The sequence below is a fragment of the Ralstonia sp. NFACC01 genome (assembly GCF_900115545.1).
GTDB classification, from domain to species: domain Bacteria; phylum Pseudomonadota; class Gammaproteobacteria; order Burkholderiales; family Burkholderiaceae; genus Ralstonia; species Ralstonia mojiangensis.
The window spans coordinates 206,563-225,828 of record NZ_FOWV01000004.1 but is presented as its reverse complement, the minus strand read 5'-3'; the positions used below and the strand labels follow the sequence as shown (position 1 = coordinate 225,828).

The following is a 19,266-nucleotide window of genomic DNA, read 5'->3' as shown; positions in this document are numbered from 1 at the left end:
CAGCAGAGAATGAGCGGGACATCGATATGAGGCAAGCAAGACACGTCCGGAACATCAGGGCGTTTGCAGGGATTGGGCGAGGGGGGCGTGCCGCTTTGGTGGCATCGGCAGTATTGGTGGCAACCGCCGCGGCCCAAGCCGCCGCGCCAAGCCTGGCAACGCGCCGTGCTGCCGTGGAATCGACGCTGGCGCATGCAGGCAGTTGCCAGCGCCTGGGCGATTATTACTGGGAAATTGGGGACGCTCATGGCGCGCTGATGCACGGGCAGCAGGGCCAGCGCATCAGCGCGAACAAGACGGTGCGGCTGGCATCGGCATCCAAATGGGTGTTTGGCGCCTACGTGGTCGAGCGTGCGCAAGGCAAGCCGACGCCCGGCGAAATCGATGCGCTCACCATGCGCTCAGGCTACGACGGGCTTAACCCTCTGCTGTGCAATCGCAACGACACCGTGCAAAGCTGCTTTGAGCGAGGGCGCAACGCGACTTTCACGCCCGGCCACGTCGGCCGTTTCAGCTACAACGGTGGCCATGATCAGAAGCTGTTGATCGATCTCGGCCTGGGCCGCGCCGATGCCGATGCGCTCAACAACGACCTCGATCGCCAGCTTGCCAATACCCCAGGCATGCGCGATGCCGGCCAGCCCCTGGACATCCGTTACCTCGCACCGGAGCCTGCCGGCGGAATGATCGCCACGCCGGCTGCTTATGGTCAGTTCTTGCGTCGTCTCATCCGCGGGGAATACCAGCTCGGCAAGATGCTCGGTCAACATGCCGTTTGCACCGAGCCGGGCACGTGCTCGACTGCTGTCAGCACCCCGGCTGCCCTGCCGTGGCATTACGCGCTCAATTATTGGATCGAGGACCAGCCCGGCGGCGACGGCGCGTTCAGCTCGGCCGGCGCTTTCGGCTTCTATCCTTGGATCACCGCTGACAAGCGCCATTACGGCATGCTCGTACGCGAGACCCTTGCCCCACGCGCCTATGTGCGCAGCGCGGCATGCGGCGCACTGATCCGCCGTGCCTTTGCCGAGGGCAAGCCGCAGCATCCCGCAGAAAGCGGGGGCGCCGCCGATTTTGCCGACTGACCAGCCTCGCAGATCAAGCGGGCAAGCCATCGCCTAACGTGGTTGGAGGTGGCGCCGCATCCTGTCGGCACCCTCGGCACGCCGGTTGCGACGCACGGGCCACCTACCTACATGGAGATGGCCCATGGTCCGGCACACCCTGCGCGGCAGCGAGCGCACCATTCCTGAAGACGCACGCATCCTCGGCGATGCGCATCCGGCAGAACAAATCCGGGCGCTCGTGCAATTGCGCCGCCCCAACGAGGCTGAACTCGATGCGCGCCTGTCCGGATTTGTCCACGCGCATGCCGCGGGAACGCCATCGCCCACACCCCTGACCCGCGAAGAGTGGGCCGCACAGTTCGGCGCCACCACGGACGACATCGACGCCGTCCGCACGTTTGCCCGCGAACATGGCCTGCAAGTGGTCGAAGTGAACGTTGCGGCTGCTACCGTCACGCTCGAAGGCTCCGTCGAACAATTTTGCAGGGCCTTCGATACGCATCTGCACCGCGTGGCACATGGCGACTGCGAATACCGCGGGCGCTCCGGCCCGCTGCGGTTGCCGGAGTCGTTGCAGGACGTGGTCGTGGCCGTGCTGGGGCTCGACTCGCGCCCGCAGGCGGCGCCGCATTTCCGCTTCGTGCCGCTGCCGACCGGGCCGGTTGAGCCGGGAGGCATACGGCCCGCGCGTGCGGCGCCCACCGCGTCGTACACGCCGGTTCAGCTCGCGCAGCTCTACGGCTTTCCGCAGGGCGACGGCGCGGGTCAGTGCATTGCGTTTATTGAACTTGGCGGCGGCTACCGAGAAGACGATCTGCGTGCGTACTTCCAGGAGCTGGGCGTGCCGATGCCCAAGGTGACGGCCATACCGGTCGGGCAGGGCGCCAACCGTCCCACGGGGGACCCCGGCGGTCCCGACGGCGAAGTCATGCTTGACCTGGAAGTGGCAGGCGCCGCGGCGCCGGGCGCCACGCTGGCCGTGTACTTCACGGTCAATACCGACGCCGGTTTTGTGCAGGCCATCAACGCCGCCATCCATGACACCAAGCTGCGGCCCTCGGTGGTCTCCATCAGTTGGGGTGCGCCTGAAAGCGCCTGGACGCCGCAAGCCATGCAGGCCGTCAACGCCGCGTTGCAGAGCGCCGCAACGATGGGCGTGACGGTGTGTGCGGCCTCGGGCGACAGCGGCTCCAGCGACGGCCAGCCTGATCGCGCTGATCACGTCGACTTTCCCGCCTCCAGCCCGTACGCGCTGGCATGCGGCGGCACCAGCGTGCGTGCCAGCGGAAACCGCATCGCAGAGGAAACCGTCTGGAACGACGGCGCACGAGGCGGCGCGGGCGGCGGCGGGGTGAGCACCGTCTTTGCACTGCCGAGTTGGCAGCAGGGCCTGGCCGCGCAGCAGACCGGCGGCGAAAGTGTGCCGCTGGCGCGCCGCGGCGTGCCTGATGTATCGGCCGATGCCGACCCATTGACCGGCTATGCCGTCCGCGTGGATGGCGAGTCCGGCGTGGTGGGCGGCACCAGCGCCGCGGCACCGTTATGGGCCGCGCTCATCGCGCGCATCAACGCCATCAAGGGGCGCCCGGCGGGTTATCTGCATGCGCGGCTGTATCAGAACCCCGGGGCGTTCAACGACATCAAGCGGGGCAACAACGGCACCTTTGCCGCCGCGCCCGGTTGGGATGCCTGCACCGGCCTGGGCAGCCCCAAGGGCGACGCGATCGCAAACCTTTTCTAGCAGCGAGGCACGCATGACCACCACCGACCAGCCGTTCTTTGACCCCACCGCTTACGGCAACGGCCCCGACGACAGCGTGACCGACACCAGCGAGGGCATGGCGATCACGCACCACACCGTGCGCATTGGCGGCCGCGACATCGCCTACACCGCGCATGCCGGCCACCTCGTCACGGTAGACCCGAGCAGCTCGCAGCCCGTGGCCAAGATGTTCCACGTGGCCTTTGTGGCAGATACGCCAGCGGGCGGCACGCAGGCGCGGCCGGTGACGTTCTTCTATAACGGCGGGCCGGGGTCTTCGGCCGTATTTGTGCTGCTGGGGTCGTTTGCGCCGCGCCGCATCGTGACGTCGATGCCGTCGTTCACGCCGCCCGCGCCGTATCGCATGGAAGACAATCCCGACAGCCTGCTCGATCGCTCGGACCTGGTTTTCATTAACCCGATCGGCACCGGTTATTCGACGGCCATTGCGCCCAAGCGCAACCTCGATTTCTGGGGCGTCGATCAGGACGCGCGCAGCATCGCGCAGTTCATCAAGCGCTGGCTGACGGCCAATGATCGATGGAATTCGCCCAAGTTCCTGTTTGGCGAGTCTTACGGCACGGCGCGTTCCTGCGTGCTTTCATACGTGCTGCATGAAGACGGGGTGGATTTGAACGGCATCACGCTGCAATCGTCCATCCTCGACTACACGCAGGCGGGCAACCCGGTCGGGCTCTTGCCGACGTGTGCCGCAGATGCGTGGTTCCATAAGCGTGCAGCTTCACCCAAAGGCGGCCCGCTGCCGGCTGACGTGGGCAACTTTGCCGAAGCCGCCGCCGTATTTGCCAGCACCGATTACGAAAAAGCGCTCGCCAAACCCACGCATGCCGATCCGGCCGTGCTCAAAGCGTTGTCTGCCTACACCGGCATCGATGCGGCTACGTTGCAAGGCTGGCGGCTGGATGTGGCAGCGTCTGACGGCGCGGGCACGTCGCTGTTCCTGACCACGCTGCTGGCAGACAAAGGCTTGTCGCTGGGTGCGTATGACGGTCGGGTCACGGGCATCCACACCGGCATTGCGGCTAGCGTTGATCCGAACTCCGGAGGCAACGATCCGACCATGACGGCGGTGTCCGGCGTCTACACCGCCATGTGGAACACCTACCTGAACGACGACCTGAAGTTCACGTCCAACTCCGCCTTTACGGACTTGAACGACCAGGCCTTCCGCCATTGGGATTTCCGTCACACCGACCCGACCGGCGCGCAGAAGGGGCTCGACGCCAACGGCAATGTCGCGCTCTACACCGCGGGTGACCTTGCGGCCACGATGAGCCTCAACGTGGATCTGAAGGTGTTCTCCGCCAACGGCTATTACGACTTCGTCACGCCGTTCTACCAGACCATGCTGGACCTGAAGGCGATGCCGTTGCTGGATGCCGGCGTGCGCAAGAACCTCTCCGCGGGGTTCTATCCGTCGGGCCACATGGTGTACCTGGACGGTGGTTCGCGCACGGCATTGAAGGCCGATCTGGCGCGCCTTTACGACGCCGCCACGACCGACCATCAGGCCGTCGCGCGCATCCGTATGCTGCAGGCGCGCAAGGCCTGAGCGGCGGGCATGCAGGCCGCGCCGCGCACCGCGTGGATCAATAGCCGCGGTAATACGGATGGTAGTAATGCGGGCGTTCGTAATAGCCGCCTGCCGGCACCACCACGCATGCGCTCAGCGCAGAGGTAGCGGCAGCAGCAAGGATGAGCAGGGCGATGGTGCGTTTCATGGTGAGGCTCCGTGGTTATCGTTGGACTTGGCCTCACTGTATGGAAACGCTTCGCAACCGCGCTTTACCGTTTGTAAGAAAAACTGTGACGCCCAGGCCGGTAATCGACGGCCCGCCCCGGGTTGGCAACGCTTGCGTCACGGCCGCAGTAATTTGCCGTTACCTTTGCGATCGGACTGTGGAGCAGTTCGGGCGTCTTCGGGCACTGTCAGCGCAGCGCCACAATGTTCCACGAACTTATCGCCACACTATTGACAGATCGTCGAGACTGGCGGGAAATACAACAAACGGCAAACGTTGGGCTTCAAGTTTGAACGCACAGCGCCGATAGCCGTTCATATAGATGTCAGGGCATCTCGGCCCAATCGAGATAGCAAAGCCCTGCGGGGACCATACGATGCGCGCCACCCAATTGGGCGCATCGGCAACATATCGGGGGGATGCATCATGACGAATTTTCTGGAATCCAGCATCGCCTGGGCTGCACCGTGCCTGATCGCTACCGCGATCGTCGTGCCTGTTATGTGGAGCAAGCTGCGTACGCGCCGTCTGCTCGAAGCCATGCACCAGGCACGCGAACACCGCGACGAGTAATTTGCCGATCGGCCATCTGCGCCGGTCCAATCTTCTTGCCACGCCGGTAAAAAACGAAAACGGGCGCCGCATTGCTGCTGGCGCCCGTTTGGCATTTTGCGCCGCAACTGTGCTCGCTCAGGCTGCTACGGCCTGGCTCACCACGTCGCGCATGGCGGCGTGTGCTGCTTCCAAGGCTTGTGTACGGGCGTCCGGGCCCATCGCCAGGCGTTCTGCACGTACGAACTGCACATCGGTGATGCCGAAGAAGCCGAACACGGTCTTCAGATAGGCCTCCTGGAAATCCATGGCGGCTGCCGGGCCGGCGGAATACATGCCACCGCGCGTCGACGCAACGATCACCTTCTTGCCGCCGGCCAAGCCAACCGGGCCGTTCTCCGTGTACTTGAAGGTACGGCCGGCTTGCGCCACACGGTCGATCCAGGCCTTGAGCTGGCTCGGCACCGAGAAGTTGTACATCGGCGCGCCAACCACGATCACATCGCTGGCGAGCAGTTCATTTACGAGCGCTTCTGAGCGGGCATGCTCGGCGCGGGTGGCGTCGTCAAAATCGTCGGCGCCCGTGGCGCGGAAGCCGGCAGCAATGGCGCCGTCCAGATGCGGAATCGCTTCGACCGACAGGTCGCGGTGGACGACGGTGGTGCTGGGGTTTTCGCGACGCAGCTCATCAACAATGGCGGCGCTCAGGATGCGCGAGGCCGAGGCGTCACCGAGGATGCTGGAATCAATGTGAAGGACTTGCATGGTGTCTCTCCAAGAAAAGGTGGGTTGCTGGAAAGATAGTGCGATGCAGCGAGTTCCAGTAGTGGGTCGAATTGACACACTTCGTTCTATGGATGAGACAATGCGCCCGTGCTTTGGAGAACGGCCATGGAAGATCTGAACGACCTCGTCCTGTTTGCCAGTGTGGTGACGCACGGCAGTTTTTCCGGTGCCGCGCGGGCGCTGGGGATCCCCAAATCGCGCGTGAGCCGCCGCGTGGCCGATCTCGAAACGCGCCTGGGCGTGCGGCTGCTGCAGCGCTCAACGCGGGCGGTGCATGTGACGGACGTGGGCTCGGCGTTCTTTACGCATTGCGAATCGATGACGCACGCGGCCCGCGCTGCCTTCGAGGTGGCCGAGCACGCAGGCGAAAAACCTTCCGGCCGCTTGCGCGTGAGCTGTCCCGTTGGCGTGGCGCACGTGTTCATCGCCCCCGTGCTGTCGAAATTCCTGCGCGCCCAGCCCGATGTACGGCTGGAGCTGGACGTGACGAACCGCCGTGTCGACGTAATCGGCGACGGCTACGACGTGGCGCTGCGTGTGCGCTCGGCGTTGGACGACTCCAACCTCGTCGTGCGCAGCTTTGGCGTGAGCGATCAGGTGCTCGTCGCCAGCCCTTCGTTTGTTGCTGAGCATGGCCCGTTCGAGACGCCGGAAGCGATGCGCGGCGCGATTGGCGTGGGCTTTGACGGTGCGGGCGGCGAGCGGACGCGCTGGCGCCTGACCGCCCCGGAAGGCGGCGCAGTTGATATCGATTACACCCCCGCGCTGGTGACGGACGATCTGTACCTGATGGGACAGACGGCGCTCGCTGGCGTTGGCGTTGCGCAACTGCCGTTCAACCTGTGCGCGGAGCCGGTTCGTGATGGCCGGCTGGTCGTGCTGCTGCCGGAATATCGCTTGCCAGTGCACCAGTTTCACGCGGTGTTTCCGTCACGCCGCGGGCTGGTGCCGGCCGTGCGCGCGTTCATCGAATTCCTCGCAGAAGAGTTGCCTGGCATGACGGCAAATGTCAGCCGTTGTTATGAGGACATCGTCCGGCAACCGGATCGTTGACTCTGCAACGAATGGGAATCGGCAGTATCATCAACGGCTTCGCTTCTCCCATTGGCGCGGGTGCCTGAGCGGCATTCGCGCACATTCCCATGTCTTCCCGCCCCAGCATCGAACCGCCCAAGCCAGACACACCGACCGCGCCCATCGCGTCAGTATCCAGCCCGCTGGATACGCCGCCGGTGGCCGACATTCCGGTGATGGCCGTGATGGGCGGGCTGATGCTCGCCATCTTGCTGGGCGCGCTGGAGCAAACCATTGTTGCCGTGGCGTTGCCCGTGATCGCGGGCGAATTCAACGGCTTTGCGCTGATGGCGTGGTTGGTGTCGGCGTACCTGGTGGCGTCTACCGTGGTGACGCCCATCTACGGCAAGTTGAGTGATCTCTACGGCCGCCGCGCCATGCTGACGACGGCCATCGTCCTCTTCGTGCTGGCCTCCGTGGCGTGCGCGTTGGCAACCAGCATGCCGATGCTGCTGCTTGCCCGCGTGCTCCAGGGGTTGGGCGGCGGCGGCCTGATTTCGGTATCGCAAGCCACGATTGCCGATGTGGTGCCCCTGCGCGAGCGGGGTCGCTACCAGGGCTACGTGAGCGGCATGTGGGCCATGGCCAGCCTTGCTGGCCCGGTGATCGGCGGGTATCTCACGCATTACCTGTCGTGGCGCTGGATTTTCTGGATCAACCTGCCGCTGGGGATTGTCGCGCTGCTGGTCGTGCGCCGCACGCTGCGGCATCTGCCGGTGGCGCATCAGCGTCGCCCCATCGACGTGCCGGGCGTGGTGCTGTTTGCCGGGGGCCTGACTGCGCTGTTGTTGATGATTACCCGTGTGGGGCAGGGCACGCCGCTCATGCAACCCGAAAACCTGGGCCTGCTGGCGGGCGCGGTGGTGCTGCTGGGCGCGTTTGTCTGGCAAGAGAGCCGTGCCGTCGAGCCGATCATTCCGCTGTCGATGTTCCGGGTTCGCACGGTTACGATCTGCTGCCTCGCGCTGTTCCTCTGCTTCTTCCAACTGATTGCCACGTCGGTGCTGATGCCGCTGCGCTTCCAGATGGTGGCCGGTGCCAGCCCCGATGCTGCGGCGCTGCGCCTCGTGCCCCTCACGCTGTCAATTCCGCTTGGCGCCTTCATCGCCGGCAAGTGGATGACGCACAGCGGCCGCTACAAGCCGCTCATGCTGGGTGGCGCATGCGTGGTGCCGTTTGCCGTGGCTTCGCTGGGTTTGTTGGACCCGCACAGCGTATTACCGCTGACCCTTGCGATGATTGTGCTCGGTCTGGCGATTGGCGTGCAGTTTCCGACCGGCCTGGTCGCCACGCAAAACGCCGTGCCGCCGCAGACGGTGGGCCTGGCCACGGCGCTGACGGCCTTCTCGCGTCTGCTGGGGGGCGCGGTGGGTGTGGCGGTGCTGACGTCCGTGCTGATTGCGTTGCTGCGCCAGGCTGCGCCTGAAGCGCATGTGGCGGCCGGCGGCGATGTGCTGATGGACCTTTTCCACGCTGCGCTTGCCAGCAGCGGTGCCGATGCCGAGGCTCTGCAGCGCGCGGGTGAAAGCGCTTTCAGGCATCTGTTCTTCTTTGCGGCAGCCGTGTCGGTGGTCTCGCCGCTGCTGATCATCCGGCTGGAAGAGAAGGTGCTGCGCGGCAAGGTGTCGCTTGCCGACGCCATCGAGTAGCTCGCGGACGCACTAGGTTGTTGCGGGCGCCAGTGCGCGGTGTCGAGCCCGGCGCGCCACGCTGCCCTCGTATAGCGCCCAGCGCAGCGTGGGCGCCACGGTGCGCATGGCTGCCGATGCAATGGCCGCCTGCAGCGGCGGCCGCTTGAGATCGAGCATTTGTATTGCCCACGGCGGCAGCAACTGGATGCCCGCGTCCAGGAAGAGGCGTACCGCTGGGCGCAACCCGGGGCGCGGCGCCTGCCACGTCGTCAACACCTCCACCACCGTGCGCGTGCGATCGCTGGCCACCAGCTCGGCGCGCATCGCATTCAGATAGGTCTGCACGGCCGCCCGCGATTTCGGCACGTCGCGCGCGCCGAGCATCTCGGCCACCAGCGCAGTCTCTTCAAAGTAACGATCCTGCTGGGCACCGCTCAGGTTGCCATCCACGTAACGCAGATAGCCTGCCAGGAAGCTCGACATCTCCGCCACGTGCACCCAGGTGAGCAGGTCCGGGTCGTTGGCCGAATACGGCCGGCCATCGGGCGCGATGCCCTGTACGCGGTCGTGGATGGTCTTCACGCGCTCGATGAGCGCCAGCGCATCCTTGCGGCTGCCGTACGTGGTGCCGGCTACGAACTGCGCGGTGCGCCCCAGGCGCCCCTGCAGGTCTTCGCGAAAGTTGGAGTGGTCCCACACGCCGGCCAGCGCACGCGGGTGCAACGCCTGCAACAACAGCGCACTGATGCCGCCGGCCATCATCGCCGGAAAATCGGCATGCACTCTCCAGCAGACGGCGTCGGGGCCGAACAGGCCGGGGTCGCCAGGCGGCGATGCAATGTCGAGGGTGAGGCTGCCGGTGGCACGCGTAAGGCCGCGGACCTGGTTGGCGATGCGTTCGCGAATGGCGACGAGTGGCGAGGGCATGGTGCCGGAAGTGCCGGGAAGCACGAGGCGAAGGAGCATCCATTTTACCGAGCCGCATCGAGGCACACTGCACCTATCGTGATGACAGAACGCCGCATGGCCGATGTGCCTTCGCAGGACCATTTGTTGCGACGGCATGTCTGTCCGGGCCTCCTAGAATGAAGAACGATTCCACGAGAACGCCATGCCTATGACCTCCCATCGACATACCGCCTGGTTGGGCTCGCTTGCCGCTCTTGCTTTGGTGGCAGGCCTATGCCTGAGCCTCCCCCTGCGTGCGGCGGACAGCGCGCAAGGTCTGCGCGACAAATACCAGACTGTGGCGCCCCAGTTGGCCGATAACGTGTTCCATCGCCCGTTGGTCCTGGAATCCACCGAAGCGCCTGACCGGCTCAAGAGTGACATCTATAGTGTGCTCGACTACCCCTTCGCGACCGTCAAGAACGCACTGGGCGATCCGGAGCACGGGGCTGCCAACTGGTGCGACGTGCTGATCCTGCATCTGAATATCAAGTACTGCCACGCCACGCAGGGCGCAGATGGCGGCGTGCTGAACGTGAATCTGGGCCGCAAGGTGGAGGACTCGCTTTCCAGCAGCTATCGCTTGGAGTTTGGTTATCACCCAGTTGCCAGCAGTGCGGATTATTTTCGCGTGGAACTCAGCGCGGCTACCGGCCCGCTCAGCACCCGGGACTATCACATCATGCTGGAGGCCATTCCCGCGCCGGGCGGGGGTAACCACACGTTTCTGCATCTGACCTACGCGTACGGTTACGGTACGGCCGGCCGCCTGGCGATGCGCACGTACCTCGCCACCGTGGGCAGCGGCAAAGTCGGTTTTACCAAGGCGGCGGACTCGTCATCGGGCGCAGAGCCGGAATATGTGGGCGGTGTGCGCGGCCTGCTCGAGCGCAACACAATGCGCTACTACTTGGCTATCGACGCCTATCTGAAGTCGCTGTCGGCGCCCCCGGACAAGCGCTTGCAGCAGCGGCTGAACACGTGGTTCAACGCCACCGAGCAGTACCCGCGCCAACTGCATGAAGTGGAACGGCAGGACTATCTGCAGATGAAACACCACGAAGTCGAGCGCCAGCAGGCGGCGCAGTAACGCTTCAGGCCGGGCGGTAGACCTTGGCGAAGCGCTGCGCCTGCACGACGCCGTAGTCACCCGGGGCGTATTGGAGCACCCAGTCACCGGCCTGGCCGTGCAACACATCGCCGGCTTCGGAGCGCGCCATCGAGAACGCTTCGCTCATCTGCCTGGCTAGCACCACGCTGGGGCGGTTGCGATAGGCGCCGGCCTGCCCATGCGCGAGCGATGCATCGGTGGGAACGTATTTCGTATCGAAACGTTCGCGCGAGACCACCCAGCGGTCGCCTGTGGAGCCGGTGATCAGCGCATCGCCGGGGGCGTAGCGGTTGGGGCCTTCCAGGCTCATCAGCTCGCCGGCTTCTGCGGCAAAGTCGACGTGGACGGTCTCGTCCTTGACGAAGGGGCGGGCGGCGGGGTCCGTGCGCAGGTCGACGTGTTGCAGCGTGGGCATGAGGTGACGCAAAAGCGATGAAGGCGAGGGCAAGCGAAAGGCCGTAAGCGTAGCGCAAATGGCATGGTTACAGCGTGGTGGGATTGCCGTTGCGGTTACTTTCCAGCATCTTGTGGCGTGCCGGGCAGCCCGGAGCCTCCCAGGCCGCGCATCCGCTGAATTGCCCCCGCGTCTTTCGTCGATTCTCATGCCAAGGATTTCATCGTGACCGCACCTGAGCCCCACACGCCATCCCAACTGACCGAACTCGACATGGCACTGTTACGCCAGGCGATTGCGGTGGCCGACGACGCGCGCAAGCGCGGCCGCCATCCGTTCGGCGCGCTGGTGGCCGATGAGCGCGGTAACGTGATCGCCACCGCTGGCAACAACTCGATGCCGCCCGAAGGCGACCCCACGCAGCATGCCGAGCTGGCTGCCGCGGCGGCAGCGGCCAAGGTCCTGTCGCCCGAGCAGCTCGCGCGCTGCACGCTGTACACCAGTGCCGAACCTTGCTGCATGTGCTCGGGCGCCATCTACTGGTGCAACATCGGCCGCGTGGTCTATGCGCTGTCTGAGCACCACCTGCTGACGCTCACCGGCGACCACCCCGAGAACCCGACGTTCTCGCTGCCATGCCGGGAGGTGTTTGTACGCGGTCAGCGCCACATCGACGTGCACGGTCCGCTTATCGAAGACGAAGCCGCGCAATCGCACATCGGCTTCTGGGGGTGAGCGCCATGAACGTCAAAATCGTCATGCTTTGTAGGGGCGTGTAAGCAACGGCGATAGAGCGATGGACCGATCGCGCGCACAATACCGCAGCTCAATTTTGCGGGATGCGCATGCTTATCGATTGGTCCCTCATCGCCACGCGCGAGGCTGACGCGCTGCACGACACCGTTGCCGACATGGAAGGCTGGGCGATGCCGCTGGACGCTGACCCGTCAGTCGAGACCGGCCAGATTCTGGGCGGCAACTACCGGCGTGTGTTCGAGGCGACGGTGGGTTGATCGGGGCCCGTGCTCTTTCTCACGGGCCAACGCGTGGTACGCAAGCGCTATAGGGCAGAAGCGATGGCGCCCATAGAGTGGTCTCGCCCTCTGCGGTTTGCTGTCTGTCGGGGGCATTTCTTTCACTCTTTGCGGAGCCCACCATGCCCCAAGCATTGCGCATCTATCAACTGGAATTCATCCAGAACAACGTCTCGGCCGGCAGCCTGCATACCAATCTGCAGACGTACGCTGCGCCCATCGCCCTGAGTGATCAGCGTTTCATCGTCGGTATTCGGCTGAACGAGCGCGGACTCCGCGATCTGCTCGGACACTTCTACTCCAACGGCCCCGCCATCATGCGTGTCGAGCACACCGACCGAGATGACTACGACCGCGCCGTCTGGACGCAGATCAACAACATCGTGAACAACGCCACCAATGCCAACATTGAGGTCGATTGGTAGGCTTGGAACCGGGCAGCGGCGCCCGGCCGATGATGGCGCGGACGTAGTAAAAGATCGTGGCGCGTGCATGCGGGTGGGTTAGCGCGCCAGCCTAGACGTCCGCCCGCCGTCCGGTCAATGCCGCATGCGCGCGCGGTGGCGGACACTGGCGGCGTGATTGGCGTGTGGCCCGAAGCGGCCGATTTTCCCAATCTCGATGCCATGGCGCTGGGCATCAAGCGCATGGCCGACGTGGTCGGCGTGGCGCACGTGGGGCTGGGCACCGACATGCTCGGTTTTATCCGGCCGCCGGTGTTCACCAGCAATGCGCAGTTGCCGGCGCGTGTTCGAGGCGACGGTGGGTTGATCGTGGCCCGCAGGGCGCCAGCCATGACGCCTTGCGGGCCCGATCACCGCACTTCCCCGTGTGTGCCCTGCGGTCCTGCGTGTTAGCGGTCGTACTCGACCGACGTGGTGAAGTTCAGATCCAGCGGGTCGGCCCACGACATGTTAGTGAACGACATGTCCTGCGCGCCCGTCCAGCCCGTCACGGCGGGGAAGGCCACACCCTGATCACCCGCCACATTCACGGTGAGCGTGGTCCCGGGCGCTGCCGGTGAGGCGCGGCCCACCCCGTTCACGAACACCGTCGACTGGCCCGACATCGTGGAACGGATCTGCACGTTAACGCGCTTCACGAAGGGCACGCCCGCCTTGGTCGTCCACGTGACGGGCAGCGTGGCGCCGCCTGCAAACGTCGATCCCGTACCCGGAGTGAGGATGTCGCGCGTGGCCTGTGAGATGTCCTGCCACGTGTATTGGCGCAGCGCATCAGGCGAGGGCGACGGCGTGCGCAGCCGCACCGTGTACGTCTTGGACGGCTGGCTCGTGACACCGCCCTGATAGATGGCGATCGTGTAGGCGCTGAACGGCGTGATGGTCGCCAGCTCCGATGCCGTCAGTTGCGGCTTGGCCCATGCCGTGTTGTTGCGCGGTGCATCTCCGGGCCATGTGAAGCTGCCCTGGTTGGCCGGGTCTTGGGCCACACCTGCCAGGCGGAAGTTATTGCGGCAGGAGCTTTGCTTGGCCAGCAAGGCAAGCTGTGCTGCCGTCTGGCTCGCGCCAACCTGGGCGCGGATGTTGAGTGTGTCGCACGTGCCTGACGACGGCTGCAGGAACACGCCATTGCGCAGGCCGGGGCCGGTAACAATCGCAAAGTCGACGGGCGTGCCAGCGGCATCCACTACGCCCACCTGCATGTTGATCGAATCGACAAACGCGTTGGTGCCCGTCATTGCGGTGGCGCTGTTCAGCCAATCCCACTTCTGCGCGTTGGCGTTGACTTTCGTGAGCACCGCGCGCTGATTGCCGACGATGCGCCAGCCGTTGTCGCCGCGGGCGCGAGAGGCAGGTTGTACCGCCACTTGCACATGCTGCTGCATGCCGTCGCGAAGTCCGTCGGCGCGGGTCCAGGCGAGCTTGACCCACAGCGTGTCACCGCTGTTGGACGCCACGCGGATGATCTCCGGCAGGCTGAAGCTGGCGTTGTTCATCGCATCATCGGCGAACAGGCCTGGGTTGCCCCCGCCTGATGCCGGCCCGAATTCCTGGTCGGCCGTCATGCCGTTGTTCAGGTAGGCCGACGGCACGCCGTTGATGAGCGCGCCGTTGGCCACGTCATCCACGAAGATTTGGCCGCAAACCGGCACGCTGCCGCCCGTGCGCGCCGCACCCGTGGAGCCGGCAAAGCATTGGTTCAGCGCAGTTTGCAGCGCAGCCAGGTCCGAGGCGGTCGGCAGGTTGGAGACGGGGTTGCCATTGATGGTCGCCACGCTGGGCAGGCTCGCCTTGTCGCTGGGCTGGGGCGCTACGCCTGGCGCGAGTTGCAGCTGCGCGGGCGTATCGCTCGACGCGCCGGCCACGGAGCTGATCTGCACGCTGCCGTCCGGCAGCACGTTCACCTTCAACTGGTCGAGCAGGCGGTCCAGCCCCGGCGCGCCTGCAGTCAACGGGCCCGAGATCAGGTCCGCCCCCGTGTTGCCGGTGGCGGCCAGCAGGTCGGCCAGCGCGGCGGCATAGGCGGCGACGGTGCTGGAGACGGTCTGCGCGGTCACCTTGCTTTGCAGCAGGCCCGTATTGCCCAGGAGCTTGCTCGGGTTGTCGCCCACGATGGTGGCTGCAATGGCGTTGGTGATGGGCGTGATGTTGATCGTCTGCGTGCCGGCACTGGCAGACAGCGCGATCAGCGTGGCTTGCGAATCGGCAACGTTGCCGGCCGCCGACAGCACGAACGGCGCGGCAAGGCCCGTGACCGTGCACTGGAAGGCGCCCGTAGTGGCGTTAGCGGGGCAGTCGACCGACTTGCCGCTCGCATCCATCAGCGTGACTGTGGCGCCTTGCATGGCTGCACCCGTGGCAGCGACGCCGCTGACGGTCTGTGCTGCCGGAACGGTGGTGCCGGGCGCTGTGCTGGCGCTGCTGCCGGAATCGCCGCCGCCGCAAGCCGACAGCGCAAGCGTGGCGAGTGCGATGGAAATGGGGGTGAGTTTCATGGAGTCCTCCCTGGATCGTGGGTGCGCCGTGCGTGCGACGCCGTTATTCCGTTATTCGGCACGGAGATTCTCGAAGCGCGCCCCAAGCGTCCGCATCATTCATTTGGAGGAAAGCGTCGCCAAATGAACGATGTTGACGGATACGCACACGTGCTACGTTTGCACGCATAACATGTCCGCCGCCACCCAGTTTTCCCGGGGTGAGCATGGCAGACGCCAAGGCCAGACAGCCATCCTTCGGGGGAGGGACGCGTGCTCAAAGACCAGCTCATCGGTGATCTGTACGAAGCTGCGGTAACGCAGGAAGGGTTTCTGGACGTGTTCCAGGGCGTGACCGAATCGCTTGGTGCCGACCTGTTCCACATGTTCAGTTGGGACACCGTGCGCAATGCGCCTCAACTTTCGGTCTACTCCCCGAAGCGGGGGCTGGACGACACCATCGGGCTGTATGACAGGTACTACGGCGCACTGGACCCTCGCCGCGGTTTTGTCGAACGTGCGGGTGTGCGCGAGTTTGCCTTCTGCCAGGATTACCTGTCCGATGCATATGTTGAGCGCAGCGAGTTCTTCCAGGACTACCAGATTCCGGCGGGCTTCCGTTACCTGATGGGCGTGCGCCTGGAGCGCCCCGGCAGCAGCGACATCCTGCTCGGCATGTTGCGGGCACACGGCCGGACGCCATTTTCCGACGAGGATCGTTTCAACGCGGCCGGCATGACCGACCACCTGCAGCGCACGATCAATCTCTGGCGGGATACACGCGTGCTGCATCGCGATGCTGCACTCGGCGCCGAACTGATGGAGCAGCTTGGCCTGGCCGTATTCGCGCTCGGGCGGGACCAGCGCGTGCTCTTTGCCAATGTGCAAGCCGAAGCATTGCTGCGCGCATCGACTTGCCTGCGGCTGGAGCACGGCCGACTGACAGCCGCGTTTGCTGTCGACAACGATGGCCTGCAAGCCGCGCTGGCGCGGGTGGCAAAGTCACGCAAGGGCGAGAGCTTCGCTGTGCGGCCGGCGCTTGGGGCGCCACACGAGATCTTTCTTGGCATCTCGCAATTGCCCGCCAATGCCGCGCATGCCGCGTTTGGGGATGCCGCCATGCTGGTCACGGCCCGGCGCAAGGGCGATGCGGCGCCGGTGACAGCCGTGCAGTTGCGCCAGGCGTTCGGTCTGTCAGCGGCAGAGGCGGCGGTGGGCGAAGCGCTGATCGTCGGCAAGACGCCTGACGAATATGCGGCCAGCGCCAACGTCGCCATGTCGACCGTGCGTTCGCAGCTACGGGCCATCTTTGAAAAGACCTGCACGCGCTCGCAGGCGGAGGCCGTGGGCGCGATGCTGTGGGTGCTGTCGCAGCGCAGGCCGCAAGGCTAGACGGCTGTCAGGAAAATACCGGTCGGAAGAAGCTGCGCTCGTAGCTGACGATGCAGCCGGTGTCTTCTGCGTACTGGAAGGCCGCCATGCAATCCGGGTCGGTCTTGGCGCGCTCGCGATAGACCTCGTAGGTCGCCAGACTCGGGAACGAAAACAAGGCCAGCGCAACGTTGTTCGCCCCTTCCGATGGGAGAAAGTAGCCGTGGTGCTGGCCGCCGAATTTTTCGACCAGCGGAATCCACATCTTTCCGTAGGCTTCGAATTCGGCAAGCCGTGCCGGGTTGATGATGTAGCGGAGGTAGCAGGTGATCATGGCGCGTATGGTGAGGTCGGGAGCGCACCAGCCTAAACGTCCGCCCGCAGTCCGGTCAATGCCGTGTGCGGGCGGCGTGTTCAGTATCAGTAATAGCGCAACTCCGTCGCCTTGCCGTGGAACACCTTGTACGAGTAGATCGTGTAGCCGACGATGGTCGGCAGCACAATCGCCACGCCCACCAGCATGAACTCAAGCGATTCCGGCGCGCTGGCGGCTTGCCAGATGTCGAGCCGATCCACCACCAGATACGGGAAGAGGCTGTAGGCCAGGCCATTGAAGGCGAGCAGGAAGATGGCCCCGGTACCGACGAACGGCGCCCAGATCAGGTGTTCATCGCCCTTGGAAATCTGCTGGGGCAGGCGGCGCAGGACCCAGTCGATCAGCAGGAACAGCACGATGGTCACCAGCGGCACGGGCGCCAGCAGGATGATGTTCGGCAGTGCAAACCACTTGTCGAACACGCGTGTGCTGACCCACGGCGTTGCCAGCGACACGGCGGCTACGCCGAGCGCGGTGAACCACAGGCTACCGCGCGCCCATTGCACCGCGCGCAGCTGCAGCGCACCTTCCGTCTTCATGATGAGCCACGTGGCGCCCAGCAGCAGGTAGCCCGCAATCAGGCCGCCCGCCGTGCAGATCGCAAAGACAACGTTGGCCGCGTCGTACTGGAACCCCGTGATGTACAGCCCGAGCATCAGACCCTGCGCTGCGGTGGCGATGACCGAGCCGGCGTAAAACGCGCGGTTCCACCACGGCTTGTGGTGCGCGCGTGCCTTGACCCGAAAGTCGAAGGCCACGCCGCGCAGGATGAGGCCGAACAGCATCAGCGCCACCGGCAGATACAGCGCGCCCAGGATCTCGCCATGGGCGGCCGGAAACGCCACCAGCAACAGCCCGACACCAAGCACGAGCCACGTTTCGTTGGCGTCCCAGAACGGGCCGATGGAAGCGATCATGGTGTCTTTCTCGGCGTCATCCGCGCGGCGCAGCAGGATGCCGACGCCCAGGTCGTACCCGTCGAGCACGACGTAGGCGAGCACGGCAATGCCCATCAGGGCCATGAAGACCACCGGCAGCCAGCCGGCGGGTTGGGTGAGGTCAGGGATGGTGCTCATGCGTGGCTCGCGAGGGGCGCAGAAGATTGAGAGGTGTGCTTGCCGGGGATATCGGCATCCGTCGGATCGATGGCGCCGCCGGCCTTGCGGGCCAGGTAGAACACCACGCCGATGTAGGAGGCGATGAGGAACGCGTACAGCGCGAGATACATCGCCAGCGTGCTGCCGATCATCCGCGCGGGCACGGACGACGCAGCCTGCGCGGTGGTCAGCACGCCGTAGACAAGCCACGGTTGCCGGCCGATCTCGGTGACGTACCAGCCGGCCACTACGGCCACCCAGCCTGAGAACGTCATGGCAACGAGGGCGCGTGCCAGCCAGTTCGGCAGTTCTCCGTGGCGGCGGAGGCGCCAGGCGCTTGTCCACGACACCGCCAGCATCAGCAGCCCCACGCCGACCATCAGGCGGAAGGCGAAGAACACCGGCAGCACGGGCGGGTGCTGGTCGAACTGATCGAGCCCCCGCACCTCGCCGTCGAGCGAATGCGTGAGATACAGCGACGCCAACTTCGGCACCGCGATTTCGTAGCGGTTGCTGTGCGAGGCCGCATCGGGAATGCCGAACAGCACGGCGGGCACGCCGCGTTCGGTTTGCCAGATGCCTTCCATCGCGGCCAGCTTGGCCGGTTGATGCTCCAGTGTGTTGAGACCGTGCGCGTCGCCGGCGGCAATCTGCAGCGGGATCAGCATCGCCGCGATCACCACGCCTGTCTTGAGCGCGGCGCGCACATCGCCTCCGCGGTCGTTGCGCAGCCAGCGGTAGGCCGATACGCCCGCCAGCAGGAACGACACCGTCAAGCCGGAGGCCAGCAGCATGTGCGTGAACCGATATGGAAACGACGGGTTGAAGATGATCGCCAGCCAGCTTTGCGGATGTGCGCGACCGTCGATCATCACGTAGCCGGCGGGTGTCTGCATCCAAGAGTTGAGCGCGATGATCCAGAACACCGAGATGGTCGTGCCCAGCGCAACCAGGAACGTCGCGAATGTATGGATGCGCGGGCTCACGCGGCCTGTGCCGAACAGCATGATCCCGAGAAAGCTGGCCTCCAGAAAGAACGCGGTCAGCACTTCATACGCCAGCAATGGCCCGGCGATGTTGCCGACGGTATTCATATAGCCCGGCCAGTTCGTGCCGAACTGAAAACTCATCGTCACGCCGGACACCACGCCCAGCGCGAACGTCAATGCAAAGACCTTTACCCAAAGGCGATATGCGGCCATCCAGGCCTCGTCACCGGTCTTGCGATAGCGCAGCTTGAAGAACAGCAGCACCCATGCAAGCGCGATGCTGATGGTAGGAAAGAGGATGTGAAACGTGATGTTGGCGCCAAACTGGATGCGCGCCAGGACAACGGGATCGAGCGACATGGTTTTTCTTGATACG

At 65.0% G+C, this 19,266-nt stretch carries 20 protein-coding genes; 12 read left to right on the top strand and 8 right to left on the bottom strand.

Translation table 11 applies throughout. The features are described 5' to 3' along the window. Positions 1-26: 26 nt before the first annotated feature. The 3 genes from BM136_RS12040 (at position 27) to BM136_RS12030 (ending at position 4,402) form a co-directional block, all read left to right on the top strand. The gene (locus BM136_RS12040; protein ID WP_092972054.1) at positions 27-1,085 is read left to right on the top strand and encodes a serine hydrolase family protein; all 1,059 of its coding nucleotides are present in this window, start codon (positions 27-29) and stop codon (positions 1,083-1,085) included. A 124-nt stretch (positions 1,086-1,209) separates the two neighbouring features. Continuing rightward, on the top strand, positions 1,210-2,808 hold the full coding sequence (locus BM136_RS12035) for a S53 family peptidase (RefSeq protein ID WP_092972053.1): 1,599 nt from the start codon (positions 1,210-1,212) through the stop codon (positions 2,806-2,808). Next, positions 2,753-4,402, top strand: coding sequence for a S10 family peptidase (locus tag BM136_RS12030; RefSeq protein ID WP_092972052.1), 1,650 nt, complete (start codon positions 2,753-2,755; stop codon positions 4,400-4,402). The genes BM136_RS12035 and BM136_RS12030 overlap by 56 nt, the downstream gene beginning before the upstream one ends. 37 nt (positions 4,403-4,439) lie before the next feature. On the opposite strand, the gene BM136_RS25695 is transcribed toward BM136_RS12030, so the two are convergent. Further along, the gene (locus BM136_RS25695) at positions 4,440-4,571 is read right to left on the bottom strand and encodes a hypothetical protein (RefSeq protein ID WP_024978542.1); all 132 of its coding nucleotides are present in this window, start codon (positions 4,569-4,571) and stop codon (positions 4,440-4,442) included. 447 nt (positions 4,572-5,018) lie between these two features. On the opposite strand from BM136_RS25695, the gene BM136_RS25385 reads away from it, so the two are divergent. Further along, positions 5,019-5,165, top strand: coding sequence for a hypothetical protein (locus tag BM136_RS25385; protein WP_175537123.1), 147 nt, complete (start codon positions 5,019-5,021; stop codon positions 5,163-5,165). Between the two features lie 117 nt (positions 5,166-5,282). Here the strand turns inward: BM136_RS25385 and BM136_RS12025 are convergent, their stop codons facing one another. Then, positions 5,283-5,909, bottom strand: coding sequence for an FMN-dependent NADH-azoreductase (locus tag BM136_RS12025; RefSeq protein WP_092972051.1), 627 nt, complete (start codon positions 5,907-5,909; stop codon positions 5,283-5,285). A 126-nt stretch (positions 5,910-6,035) separates the two neighbouring features. Here BM136_RS12025 and BM136_RS12020 point away from each other — a divergent pair, with 126 nt between their 5' ends. Further along, a complete protein-coding gene (locus BM136_RS12020) occupies positions 6,036-6,983 on the top strand; it encodes a LysR family transcriptional regulator (RefSeq protein WP_092972050.1) in 948 nt (315 codons plus the stop codon). A gap of 89 nt (positions 6,984-7,072) precedes the next feature. Then, entirely contained in the window at positions 7,073-8,653 is a 1,581-nt protein-coding gene (locus tag BM136_RS12015; RefSeq protein WP_092972049.1) for an MDR family MFS transporter, read from the top strand. Positions 8,654-8,665: 12 nt separating this feature from the next. Here the strand turns inward: BM136_RS12015 and BM136_RS12010 are convergent, their stop codons facing one another. Beyond that, entirely contained in the window at positions 8,666-9,562 is an 897-nt protein-coding gene (locus BM136_RS12010; RefSeq protein WP_092972315.1) for an oxygenase MpaB family protein, read from the bottom strand. Positions 9,563-9,746: 184 nt separating this feature from the next. On the opposite strand from BM136_RS12010, the gene BM136_RS12005 reads away from it, so the two are divergent. Beyond that, positions 9,747-10,673 carry a hypothetical protein gene (locus BM136_RS12005; protein WP_092972048.1) on the top strand — a complete coding sequence of 309 codons (927 nt, stop codon included), beginning with the start codon at positions 9,747-9,749 and terminating at the stop codon, positions 10,671-10,673. Between the two features lie 4 nt (positions 10,674-10,677). On the opposite strand, the gene BM136_RS12000 is transcribed toward BM136_RS12005, so the two are convergent. Beyond that, the gene (locus BM136_RS12000) at positions 10,678-11,109 is read right to left on the bottom strand and encodes a PGDYG domain-containing protein (RefSeq protein ID WP_092972047.1); all 432 of its coding nucleotides are present in this window, start codon (positions 11,107-11,109) and stop codon (positions 10,678-10,680) included. 252 nt (positions 11,110-11,361) lie between these two features. Between BM136_RS12000 and BM136_RS11995 the strand changes: the two genes are divergently transcribed. The 4 genes from BM136_RS11995 (at position 11,362) to BM136_RS25165 (ending at position 12,979) form a co-directional block, all read left to right on the top strand. Then, positions 11,362-11,823, top strand: a complete 462-nt coding sequence (locus BM136_RS11995; protein WP_092972046.1) for a nucleoside deaminase — start codon at positions 11,362-11,364, stop codon at positions 11,821-11,823. Positions 11,824-11,933: 110 nt separating this feature from the next. Further along, a complete protein-coding gene (locus tag BM136_RS25380) occupies positions 11,934-12,101 on the top strand; it encodes a hypothetical protein (protein ID WP_175537122.1) in 168 nt (55 codons plus the stop codon). Between the two features lie 143 nt (positions 12,102-12,244). Continuing rightward, positions 12,245-12,547, top strand: coding sequence for a hypothetical protein (locus tag BM136_RS11990; RefSeq protein ID WP_092972045.1), 303 nt, complete (start codon positions 12,245-12,247; stop codon positions 12,545-12,547). A 117-nt stretch (positions 12,548-12,664) separates the two neighbouring features. Beyond that, entirely contained in the window at positions 12,665-12,979 is a 315-nt protein-coding gene (locus BM136_RS25165; RefSeq protein WP_139219367.1) for a membrane dipeptidase, read from the top strand. On the opposite strand, the gene BM136_RS11980 is transcribed toward BM136_RS25165, so the two are convergent. Beyond that, positions 12,976-15,078 carry a hypothetical protein gene (locus BM136_RS11980; protein WP_092972044.1) on the bottom strand — a complete coding sequence of 701 codons (2,103 nt, stop codon included), beginning with the start codon at positions 15,076-15,078 and terminating at the stop codon, positions 12,976-12,978. The genes BM136_RS25165 and BM136_RS11980 overlap by 4 nt on opposite strands. Positions 15,079-15,330: 252 nt before the next feature. On the opposite strand from BM136_RS11980, the gene BM136_RS11975 reads away from it, so the two are divergent. Next, positions 15,331-16,449: a helix-turn-helix transcriptional regulator gene (locus BM136_RS11975; RefSeq protein WP_092972043.1), complete on the top strand. Its 1,119-nt coding sequence runs from the start codon at positions 15,331-15,333 to the stop codon at positions 16,447-16,449. Positions 16,450-16,456: 7 nt separating this feature from the next. Here BM136_RS11975 and BM136_RS11970 read toward each other — a convergent pair whose 3' ends face one another. The 3 genes from BM136_RS11970 to BM136_RS11960 form a co-directional block, all read right to left on the bottom strand. Continuing rightward, a complete protein-coding gene (locus BM136_RS11970) occupies positions 16,457-16,762 on the bottom strand; it encodes an NIPSNAP family protein (protein ID WP_092972042.1) in 306 nt (101 codons plus the stop codon). A gap of 86 nt (positions 16,763-16,848) precedes the next feature. Next, a complete protein-coding gene (locus BM136_RS11965; RefSeq protein WP_092972041.1) occupies positions 16,849-17,880 on the bottom strand; it encodes a cytochrome d ubiquinol oxidase subunit II in 1,032 nt (343 codons plus the stop codon). Beyond that, positions 17,877-19,250 (bottom strand): cytochrome ubiquinol oxidase subunit I, encoded by a 1,374-nt coding sequence (locus tag BM136_RS11960; protein WP_092972040.1) that lies wholly within the window; start codon positions 19,248-19,250, stop codon positions 17,877-17,879. The genes BM136_RS11965 and BM136_RS11960 overlap by 4 nt, the downstream gene beginning before the upstream one ends. Between the last annotated feature and the right edge of the window lie 16 nt (positions 19,251-19,266).